The following is a 12172-nucleotide window of genomic DNA, read 5'->3' as shown; positions in this document are numbered from 1 at the left end:
CTTAGGTTTCTGAATCCCTTTTACCATCAATCAGTACTTCCTCAATTGTATTATAGATTAAAACATAATACTTGTAAACTTTTTGAAGTTTTACTTTATAAATATGTTGTCGATGAATTTGTCTTTCTAATTCATTATCAGAGTATATTTTCATTGTCCTCCCAACAAACTCACCATCAAATATTTCGCAATTAATTTCCCATTGATAATTACCCACGTCGTCTTTCTTAAATATTCTAACTAAATATTCTTCATTCTCTTTTAATGAATTATAATTTATTTCAGGACCATCAAATATTCTCCATCCAATCTTCAAACCTTTTTTAGCAATACTATCATTAACTAACGATATATCTTTGGCACCCTTGGCAAGTTTATCAACTTTTTTGCGGAACTTACGTCTCTGATAATCTATATGCACTCTACAATAAGACCTATCTGAGAGTTTTTTCCTAGCTTTATCAATCTTTTCTAGCAAATCATAATTTTTAATCTTCTTACCATTATTATTACACCAATTATTACTTCTCCAGGATTTAATCGTATAAGGATTGGTTCTTTCCTGGTCACAAAGTTTATGCCTGTCTGTCGTAATTATTATTATTTTAATATTATTAAGTTCTTCTGGATAAGCTTCAAATAAATTCAGTGCCTCATTTAATCCTTTAATTATCGCTTCCAACTCAAGACGTTCAATATTGGCGCCTACATATTTCCCAAATTGCTTTTCAATAGGTTCAAGATTGACAAAATCAGGAAATTCGATTCTAATACCTATTCCGCCCGAGTTTTTGGAATCATAATCCATTGCGGCATCACAATGAATATAGAGAGCATATGGATTTATTTTATTATGATAATCCATTTTGCGAGCTACTTTAGCCTTGACTAATTATTACCTAAAAACCTTTGTGATCTTACTTCTTTCACCCTGAAGAATAATCTTAACTTTCTCTATAATTGCATCGTGGGCAGTTCTTAATTTATTTAGACTTGCCTCATCAAATAATTTTTCGTTGATAATGTCTTTTATTAAAACTGCGTTATTCAATATTTCTTTTTGGATCGACTTTTTTTCATCGAGTTGCAATTGTAGTTTGATAAATGCGGAGTTTATCGCATCGAACATTCGATTTATTTCTTTGGTAGCATCTTCTTTTTGATAAAATTTTGAATCTGTTACTCCACGATATTTTTCGATCCACTCCAGAGAGGCGAATAAATAGGAATGAGCTGCTTCTTCAAGTTTTTCCAGCCATTTAATCGGGACCGTTAATCTGAATTGTGATTCTAAATTCTTTTTGGTTACTATATAGGTAATTATTGGGCCAGCAATAACTGCTAAGAGTGCGATAATTAAAGAAATAATCTGGACTGCCATTTTAAGAAATCCCCTCAATAATTTTTATTTCTTCGATCTCTTTCATTTTACCAAGATTTACTCTTACAGGGTGGACATTAGCATTTAGGCTGTTAAAAACTTTTTTTATAATATCTAATTTCTTTTCATCACTCAGTTCATTATTAATTTCAGGTAGCTCGCCGAGATGTTTTATGATTTCTCGATTGTGTTTCTGTAGCAGTTGTGGCAAATATAATTCATAGACTATCCCGTCAATTATTTGTTCAAAGAACGCAGGGAGAATTTGGTCAATCAGTAAGTGGTTGTCCTGTTTTCTAAGAAATAAAATGTAATCAACTAAGCAAATAATATATTTTTCAAATATAGTGTTTGATGTCTTTAAAGGAATTTCTGAAAGTGGAGTTAAGTATAATTCAAGCATTTCACCTTTTCTTTTCCCACGATTATATAACCAAAAATAAATTAACTTTGAATTAAGTATACCAAGCACATAATATAAATGGACGGAATCAATTTTACTTGTGATAAAATAAACATCAGCTGAAGCATACCAAGGTGTAGCCGTAAATGCGAATTCATTTTGATAAGAACGTTGCGGTGAAACTAATTTAGGCTTCTCAAAATCAAAATCCCATCTTGAGGAGGAAAGAGCCCACCATTTTTTTAATCTTTTGGCCTTACTAAGTTCGCCGCTTTCATAATTACAAGACAATATCAATTTATTATACTTTTTTAAATGGTTAAAAATATTCGGGTATTTAGGTAAATCAACCTCAACACTTGTATGTATCAACCATTTATCGTTTTTCTCTTTTACTAAATATCGCTCAATATTGGAGTTTTTAAACCAAGGTTTTAGAAGAGGACTTCCGCCTATTATTTTTTTTTCTGAACTAGATATTACAAATACACCATCCCCCTCATTTTTGGCATATTCAGGAAATTTCCTTATGTGTTTTTTCGAAACTTTATCAATGCCAGTTACTATACCTTGAGATATATCGCAGTATTTATCTAAAGTTTGATTTTCATCTTTAATCATATCTAAAAGCCTAGATACACCTGTTTTGCCTGTTGTGTTAGTGTAACGTAACCTTATATAATTATTTCTACCATCAAATATTTCGGAATTTAATTGTGAATAATAAATTGATTTTTGATCAACCCCAGTCAAAATATTTCTTAGTAATGCTGGATTAGCAATTCCTGTTTGGTTAGTATTAATTATGTTACAAGATAGATCTTGCCATTTTTTAACTAGAAAGGCTATGATATTATGCTGGCCAAGCGCTGATTCAAAAATTTTTAATTCATTAAAATTTATCAGCTTATATAATTTTACACGCTCCTTAAAATCTTTACGGAGTTTTATTGCGCTATCAGCTGTTAAATAATAGTTTGTAGTGATAAATGAAATAATCCCATCAGATTTCAAAAAATCAATTGAAATATGGAAGAAATAATAAAATATATCCATCCTTTCATTGTTAAATCTCTTACCTAATGATGTACTTTTAATTAAACGGAATAACTTTTTTTGACCACCTTTATGACCGATATATGGCGGATTAGCAATAACAATATCAAAACCACCATTATCATTAACTAAATAAGGATTTAAAACTTCCGGAAAATCTAATTTCCAATCGAAATGATTGAAACTTAATGTAGTATTTTTCTTTAATGCTGTTAACTTTTTTATTAGATGGTCATAACCAGCAAGAGTAAGTTGAATCTCTGCATTCTTTACTTTTTCTTTAGCAGATAATTCAAGTCCTAAACCACTTACTTCACTGTTATAATAGTTATAAATTAATTTGTTAAGCGAAACCTGATTAATTAATAGATCGATTTTGATTCTTCTTATTTCAGCAGATAATTTCTTTTTGTCTTTATTGGAAGGATCAAAATATTCTCTTTGTTTCTCAGTGACTTCTTTTAATAAACTTTTAATATTGTTAACATATTTTTCACCACTTGGACCAACTTTGGTGCGGTTCCATTCTATCTCAACAATTTCTCCATCAAATTTGCCAATGAGACTATCACCAACAACAATTTTATAATCAAGATTTGGCAATGGCTTTGGCTTATCTTCATCTACAACAAGGCTTAACCAAAAACGAAGCCGGGCTATGTCAACAGCACCTTTTTCAATATCAACACCATAAATAGATTTTTGGATAATGTTTTCTTTAACTTCAACTGGCTTCCATTCTTTACCTAACTTATAAGCAATCAGTTCTTTAAGTGAATGGATTTCCAAAAGCAACCCCATCGGGAAGGCACCAGAACCAATTGCAGGGTCACAAATTTTTACATTATCGAGAAGTTTATCAATAAGCTTTATCTGTTCAAGAGTTAAATTTTCAATATCCTTACTCTTAACCATATTACTAACATCATTACGGTTTAGAGCTTTGTCACCAATCTCCTCAACAATTTTTAACTGCCCTGTACGGGTTTCATTCCCAAAAATCTCAACTTGATAGCTATCGATAGGACGGTAAACTGTATATTCTTTACTGAGGTGAGTACTCAGATATTCAATCAGGCTTTCCTGGCACATATAGTGAACAATTTCCTTAGGAGTGTAGAATGCACCCTTGTCTTTATTGTCCTCAAGAAGATTTTCAAAAATATGTCCGAGCATTTCAGGGTCAACGGCAACGGTCTTTTCATCAGGACTGTCTTCATAAATTGTAAAGTTAAATGCGTTAAGAAAATCCAGGAAACCCCTTTCATTAGGATCTTCATCATTATTGTGGTTGTGGAATAGCTTTGACTTGAAGGTTAACAGTTTCTCATCGTATTCTTCCTTATCAAACAGACCGCCATTCAGGAAAGGTATTTTTACTTTAGAACCATCAGGCATTTCAAAAACATCGTCTTTTCTATTGCTATTATTGAGAGTATCAAAGAATAATTTCGTAAGCCATTGAGGATAAAAATTATCACCTGCTCCAGACTGAGTAAACAAATCCATTATAAAATTTTTATTGCCATCTTTATAATCCGTATCCGAAGCACCAAGCCATCCTTTTTTCTGAACGAAGTAAAGAAATACAATTCTACCCAATAATTTTTTAGTAAAATCGCGAATCGCTTTTTCGTCACCCTTAAATACAACTTTTTTGTAATTCGATTTAGTAAGATATTCTATAAAGTTTTCGTAATGACGTGTATACTCATCAAAAAATGCTTTACTAAGTTTCTCTACTGAGAAAGCATTGACAAGAGATTCAAAATTTATTCTGGTTTGAGTACTTAAATATTCAAATCTTTCTGCGGCCGTTTTACAGCTTTCATACTTGCCAAGTAAATATGTGTAACGTTTGGAATGTGTAGTTCTTTCTTTAATTCCTTCATCTGTGAGTATACTGTCTTTTGCAACTAAAGTTAAACGCCAAAGATTTTTATTTGAGGGAGAAACAAAATTTATAAGTGCTGCCTGTCCTGCTGTGAGAAGTTTTCTAACATAATGCTGAATTGCTACTTTACTGTATTCAATCCTAACATTTGGTTGTAGATTTACTTCATAGCAAGTTATTTCTGTGCCATCTTCTAAATCGATTTGTCCATAGATATAAACATCGCTGATAACGTGAGCCTCAGATTGAGTGGGTATAATGTTAGCTTTTATCAAAGATGAGCTAAGTGAAAACCCATTATTAAAGACAGGACTTAAAACCTCTTTGGAAAATAATATGCGGTCATAAGGTTTTTGTAGCGTGTTTCTTAATTGTAAACTACTTATCGGCATATTTAAATAAAACTTTCTGAAATAATTATTTTAGGATTAACGATACCACGATTCATTTTGTCATCGGCTCGTTCATCAATATTGGCAGATAAGTCATACTTATCTAATATTTCAAAAAAGAGTTGATCAATAAATTTATTATGATTTTTCTTCATCAAGTTTTCATTTTCTTTATAAAACTCATTAATTAATTTTGGAAGACCTTTAGATGCATATGTCCCTTTCTTTAAAATATCCATTGCTCTAATTAATGCTTTACTCTTTTGTTCAGTAGGAGCAATTTTTACAAATGCTTTAATATTTTTGATAGCTTTATTTTCTACGGGGCTAAGATTACGTTTTGATATTTGCTGAAGATTTACCTGATTCTTTTCTGAAATAAAATAATCCAGACCAGCTAGTGCCTGTTTATGATGTTGATTATGAAGTGCAATAACTTTTTCAGTTTCATCAGTCTTAAAAATCTTTACTGCCTGTAGAAAATTAAGTTCTATAGAATTAAACTCAGGTGTGATTAAACAAAATATTCCAGGATGATTTTCACTTTTCAGATAAGTTAAGGTAGTGTTAACCAGTGGATATGTTATTTCGCCGGAGTCTGCATCTATTAATGTCAACTGTTGCTCTGATTCAACTTTTCTACCACATCTTGCTTTATTTGGGATTCTGGCAATCTCAACAAATCTTTTTGGTTGTTTCTTCTTAAAGTCTCTAAGCTCATTAAGATATTTAAGTATTTCACTTTCCTCTTTTTGAATCTTATTGCCAAATAATGCACCCTCTCCTTTTTCCTCAAGAAGTGAGAATATTTTATTATCCTCACCGAAAGCAGTATGGAAAGCCTGCAACTTTCTTAGAGCATTATTTACAAGATGTATCTGTTCATCGCCGTGAGCAGATGGATAGTAGTTATATACATAAATATTTTCTGCTCTTGTACCAATACGATTTACTCTTCCAATGCGCTGCATCAAACGCGTAGAATTCCAGGGGACGTCATAATTAACAACGACATTACTTCTGTGAAGATTGATTCCTTCTGCTAAAACTTCTGTTGTAATTAGTATTTCAAAATCATTCTTCCACTTATCTTCCTCAAGGTTAGCATCGAAGTTCTCTCTTATAATTGGCTCAAGGGTTTTCCTATTTTCGGAGCTGACAGTAAGAATATTTTTCTTGACAATTCCTGTAATCTGCTCAGTCAGTTTCTCTGCAGTTTCCTTTGACTCAGTAAAGATCACTAATTGACCACTAATATTTCTATGAGGTAAGAAAAATTCTGTTCTTAACTGTTCTTTGAACTCATTAAGCTTTGGGTCTTCATTAACTTTATTCCATTTTTTAACTAACTCATCGACTTTTTCTTTATCCTCTTTTAGATAGTCAATAAAATTTTTATCAAATGCAGTTTTATTGTACTCACGGTTGTTACCACCTTTATCGTTTATTTTAGCTTCAATCTCATCATAACTCAAACCTTCTTCCAGCAGTTTATTTATATCCAGATCAGGAGCTATGAAAATGCGATTGTCTTCGAACATCTGAATCATATTTTCAATAGCTTTTTGGAAACGTTTTAATGACTGAGTGAATGCAAAGAAACTACTCTCAAGCCTCTTAACCAGCAGCGTTCTCATAATTGCTGATAAACGACCCGAAATTGATCTTACATCACCATAAATATTACGGTCCTCTTGTTTTAATAAATGTTCGATTGCTCTATAACGATAATAACCAAAGCCATCAGTTTCATTTCCGTTTTCATCAAGTTTGGTAATTACTGAAACTGTATCATAGAATAGTTTGCTGAGATTTTTATCCAGGTTGTAATATAGAGCAATTGGATCACCGACTTTGGGAAATATTATACCCTGTGTATCAAGATCTTCTAAATACTCTTGATTGTTTTCAATATCCGCTCTGGTTCTTCTTATTACCAAAGGTTCAACCACATCGTCACGAAGCTTTTGAAACAGAGATTTAAGTTTTTTAATATCCAACCATTTTTCAGCAGCGAGCCTTTTATATTTTTCATTGATTGGTTTAAAATATTCTTGCAGGTTCCTAATATTTTCTAAAGTGCTATTTCTTCTATCCTGAAATAAGTAAAGTTGATTCTCAATATCCTGAGGTCTGTTGTTAAGAGGTGTGGCAGATATTAAAATAACTTTTTTCCTGGTATCACCGTTTTCAGCAGGTCTTATTCGCGGGCGCTTACAAATTTCCTGTAACTGGATGTACATTTCGGTATAATCATTTCTAAACTTATGTGATTCATCAACAACTATTAGATCGAATTCTTCAGGATTTGGATAGTGATAATTTTCAGCATCTAGTATTTTGTGCAAGCTGCCTATAGTGATAAATCTAAAATGGTTATCAAGTTCAAAGTCTTTAACTGTTCTACGCCAGTTATCTTCAATTGCTGGAGGAACAACAACTAATATTTTTGTATGTGTTCCATTTTCATAAATAAACTTCTTTATAATCATACAGGCTATGATAGTTTTACCAAGACCCACTACGTCTGCAAGGATAAAGCCGTTATGTTTCATCATAATTGCATAACCCTGATTTGCGGCATCAGATTGATACTTTAAGCGAATATATTTTGGTGGTAAGAGAAGGTCAATATTATAAGGGTCATAATCAACACGCTTACCAAAATACTCAATCATCATTTTCATATAAAGTTCAAATGGTGTGAAATCATCCTTGATATATGTGCGTTTTCTAATCCGTTCGGCTTCAGCTTTCAAAATAGGTACAGCTTGTTCCCATAGACGTTCAAATTCATCTGTAGCAAATTTAACATCCTCATAATCACGTAAACTTACATTGAATTCATAGTTGGATTCAGGATTTGCTCCAAGACCTGCATCGGTGAGATTTGATGAACCAGTTATTACTTCACACGGGGCATATTCATTGAATACGGTGGGCCGGAAAATGTAAACTTTGGCGTGAATTGTTTTTTTAGGATGAGCTCTGAGTTCAATTTTATCAGCTATTAAATCTTTAATAAACTGAATGATTCCGTTCTCTGTAATTTCATCATAATCCGCATCCTGAATATTCTTTATCATATCATCAAGCAATGAATCTTTTGTTTCTTCAGGACTTTCAAGATAGAGTTGTCCTTTATCGTGATATTTCTTGATGAGTTGATCTACATTTATTCCGACAAGGATTCTTACTTTAGGTATATTGTCAAGAAATGGACGAATCTTAAAATAACCTGATGCACGGAAATAGCCGACTAAAGCATCAAAGCATTTGATTGACTGAACGTGAGTAAAAACACCTTCAAATTTTTTAAGAAGGCTGTTGTCATCCTGGTTTGTAAAAAATTTTGTTGGCATAATTAAAAATAGCTCTATTCCTCGCTAATTGACAATATCAGCGATGCATTTTGAACCTCTTTTTACTTCTCTGAAAATTGTTATAGTTAATATTCTTTGTATAAGTACAAAGTGGGAAATTCTCACATCCCCAGAATTCACTTTTGTCTTTTGGATTATTTCTTTTTACTAACAAACCAGATTTGCATTGAGGACATCTGTCTACAGTACCATACTCAGAAAGTAATTCGTTAACAAATTTAGATGGAATATTCTGATTACAAATAATATAAATATTATTTCTGGTTCTAGTTAGTGCGACATAAAACAATCTTCTCTCTTCAGCATTTTCAATTTCATCCTGAATTTTTAATACAAGAGTGAGAATTGGATCATCTACAATTTCAGATGGGAAACCATATTTACCAGAATTTGCATTAATTATTATAACATAATCAGCTTCCAGACCTTTCGAACTATGAGCCGTCATAAAGTTTATATCCAAAGATTTATATTTTCTTTTTATAAACTGTAAAGTTTTGGGCTCATCAAAATTATAACGACCAAGAATAAAGACCTTTTCCTTTCCTGCATTTGCTTTTACTTTTATTAGATTTAGACAGCTTTCCAAAGTATCTTGATTATTATCAGAATCAATATTCTTTGTTTCATAAACAATTTTAAATGGCTCTAGTGTGGAAATATTATTTGATGTAAGATTTTTCTTTAATTGCTTCGGATTTTTAAGAATAAAATTCTGAGTAAATTCAGTTACCTTGTCATTTAAACGAAAGGTTAAATCAAGATCGACTCTTTTTGTAAATCCAAAATATTTCTCGAACTCGGTCATAATTGAAATATCACTGCCGGTGAATCGGTAAATGGATTGCCAATCATCACCCACACAGAATAAACTCTGTTCAGGATTTTGACTAATCAGATTAGAGATAAGCTTATAACGACCAACCGACATATCCTGAAATTCATCTACAAGAATGTATTCATATTGTGACCTGTATTTTGAAGTCTTGATGTATTCTGTTGCTTTTATTAACATATCACTAAAATCAATTTTATTTTTATCTCGAAGGTGCATTTGGTATTTTTTGAAAATCGGCTCAAATACTTCAAGGAATTTTTCTTCTCTAATTAATTTTCTCTCTTTTGCTATTGCATATAATTCCTTTATACCAAAACCATTCGATTTCATCAGATTTAGGAATGTAATAATAAGATTAATAAATGGCGGAAATTCATTTTTATCTTCGAAATGTTTTACAATTTGTATAGGGGTTGCATCAAACTTTACATCATGCTTTTGAAGTCTTGATTTTAAGAGATCGAGAAGATTGCCCTCCTTCTTTTCATAGGAAAATGTTTCAACTAAAATTGTTCTGTTTTTTCTATGGATTTCTCTCTTCCATTTTATTGATTCGTTGTACTCAGTCTTTGCGGAAAAACCTCTTTTCGATGAGAACCAGTGTGGGACATTACCTGCCCGATCAATCAATCCAAAGTGCTCAATATATATTTTATATTTTGGAAGGTAGAAATCAGGCTTATACTGTGCATAGTTTCTATTCGCCGTGTTAACTTCGTACTCCTTCTCATATATATAATCTATATTATTTACGAAAAGAAAATTTGCTATTTCAATTTCTTCAAAACTTCTGAGTGTTTCCCCTTTCAAAGTGCGGTGAGACTTTAGTTCCTTAAAATAATCGCCCTCATTTTTATATTTTTCTGGTGGTTTATAGGGTTTTAAATAGCTAAGGAAATATGTACTTATTAGAACTTGATACTTAGTTTGATGGAGTAGTTCTTGGTGAACAGTTTCAATAAATCGCCTCAACTCATCACCAGATTCATCAGCAAAGGCCAATGAAGGTTTTTTATCTTCCACAGAAGAAATAATGTCCAAACCAAATTTGTGAAAGGTCTTGATATCCATCTCAACATTGGTCTTGGATCTAACTCTTTCTTTAATTTCATCGGAAGCTTTACGTGTAAAGGCTAAAACAAGAATCTTGGAGGGATCAATCCTTTTTCTTTTTAGAAGGTAGATTATCTTTCCAATTAAAGTAGATGTCTTACCCGTTCCTGCACCAGCGATGATTAGATTGTTATCCTCATCTGTAACTATAGCTTCCCGTTGCTTTAGAGTTAAAGGATAATTTTCGATATTACCAAAGAGTATTTTGCAAGCATTTATTTCATCGGTGATATATTTTGCATTATGCTGATTTCTTAAATTGTCTGCATTATAATAAAATCTCTGAAATAGTTTTGAATTATTTTTTATTTCAGCTGACAGTGGGAGCCTTGAAACTTTCGATGGGACAATTTTAGCGAGTAATTGAAATTTGTCTTTCCAACTAGTGCATTTTCTATAACGAAAATATGATTTTGAATTTAACCAGCCATCAAATAAATGAACTGCTTGTTCGATCTCATCTTTTTGTTTCTCTAATTTTTGAGCAAGTTTCTTTTGATTAGTATAATAAAAAAAGTAGTAGGCGAGCAGAACTATGAATAATATAATGAATAAGTATTCCACTTAATGAAAATAGTTTTGATATAATTTTTATTGATTCATTTTCGCCTTACCCACCAACTCGGCTCTTAGGAAGGATTCTTCGCAGGACTTGCTCATAGTGTCAGCAACTTTCCAATCATTACTGTTAAAATAATAATTAGCAGTACCCAATCGCAAAGATTTTTTGATAGTTAATTCGCAATTAATATTTTCCAATTCAATCACTCTTTGACTAATTTTGAATAATATTTTATCTTCTACAAGGGAGTTCAAATGAATCCAAAACAAAAACCAGATTATCATAATATTAAAGAAATTGAGTTTGAAACAGAGTTGAAGCATAAAAAGGGGATGCTCACTGAGGACTCAGTAATTAATCGACTTACAACTATTGCAAGAAGCCTAAAGAGTGAAATACTTAGAAGAGTAGAACCACCATCCGACTCAAATGTTGGAGAGTGCGATTCAATTATTTTTGATGATAGCGGAATTTATATTGTTGAAATAAAACGATACGGAGGAAAGATCAAAATTCTTGATGAGAAGAGAGATCAAATAATAATCGAACAAAGTGATAAGGAAATTAAAATACTCAACCCAATTCCAAAATTATATACCAAGTGTTCAAAACTTCACTCCTACTTAAAGCAAGATTATGAATGGAAAGAAGTAAATAATTATTCCAGATTTGGAAATCTTGGTGCTTCAATCCCTGTTTATTCAATCCTTTGTTTTGGACCAAGTACAACTATCAATAAGTCAAACTATGATAACGACAGATTACTGGTTTGCAATACAAGAAACATTTCCAAACTTCTTCCCGAATTTGTGAAATCAAAATCATCAGTAATTGGTTTATCAATGTTAGCCAAGAAAGCAGCTTACAAATGGACAATACAAGGAAAATTAACCCTCAAAGGTAAGAAAGGTTTTTTGAGATGTTATCCTAAAAGAGCTTTTGATAAAACAGTAGTTCTCTATGGTTTAACTAAAATTGTTGGTAAAAAAGGAAGAAGACTTGAATTAACTTATGGTGATAAAGTTAAAATATTTACAAAGGAGATAACTAAAATTTATTTTAAATATAATTTCAATCACAATTGGCAAGAATCATATTTAGAAGCTGATACAAATTTTACCTGGACTTCTGGAAACAAATAAAAGTAATT

Annotated in this window: 6 protein-coding genes; 1 reads left to right on the top strand and 5 read right to left on the bottom strand. The window is 31.7% G+C overall.

What is annotated here, in order from left to right; translation table 11 throughout:
- Position 1 precedes the first annotated feature (1 nt).
- From IPM14_05170 to IPM14_05150, 5 genes are read right to left on the bottom strand one after another with little or no spacing between them, the layout of a single operon-like run.
- Entirely contained in the window at positions 2–865 is an 864-nt protein-coding gene (locus IPM14_05170) for a hypothetical protein (protein MBK9097514.1), read from the bottom strand.
- A gap of 30 nt (positions 866–895) precedes the next feature.
- On the bottom strand, positions 896–1381 hold the full coding sequence (locus IPM14_05165; protein MBK9097513.1) for a hypothetical protein: 486 nt from the start codon (positions 1379–1381) through the stop codon (positions 896–898).
- A gap of 1 nt (position 1382) precedes the next feature.
- Positions 1383–5126: an Eco57I restriction-modification methylase domain-containing protein gene (locus IPM14_05160; protein MBK9097512.1), complete on the bottom strand. Its 3744-nt coding sequence runs from the start codon at positions 5124–5126 to the stop codon at positions 1383–1385.
- A gap of 2 nt (positions 5127–5128) precedes the next feature.
- The gene (locus tag IPM14_05155; GenBank protein MBK9097511.1) at positions 5129–8488 is read right to left on the bottom strand and encodes a restriction endonuclease subunit R; all 3360 of its coding nucleotides are present in this window, start codon (positions 8486–8488) and stop codon (positions 5129–5131) included.
- A gap of 37 nt (positions 8489–8525) precedes the next feature.
- On the bottom strand, positions 8526–11024 hold the full coding sequence (locus IPM14_05150; GenBank protein ID MBK9097510.1) for a UvrD-helicase domain-containing protein: 2499 nt from the start codon (positions 11022–11024) through the stop codon (positions 8526–8528).
- A gap of 252 nt (positions 11025–11276) precedes the next feature.
- Here IPM14_05150 and IPM14_05145 point away from each other — a divergent pair, with 252 nt between their 5' ends.
- Positions 11277–12164 carry an NERD domain-containing protein gene (locus tag IPM14_05145; GenBank protein MBK9097509.1) on the top strand — a complete coding sequence of 296 codons (888 nt, stop codon included), beginning with the start codon at positions 11277–11279 and terminating at the stop codon, positions 12162–12164.
- Positions 12165–12172 lie beyond the last annotated feature (8 nt).

The sequence above is a fragment of the bacterium genome, from assembly GCA_016716565.1.
Classification (GTDB): domain Bacteria; phylum Bacteroidota; class Ignavibacteria; order Ignavibacteriales; family Ignavibacteriaceae; genus IGN2.
Note: the sequence above shows the minus strand (reverse complement) of the source record. Positions and strands in the feature narration are given on the sequence as shown.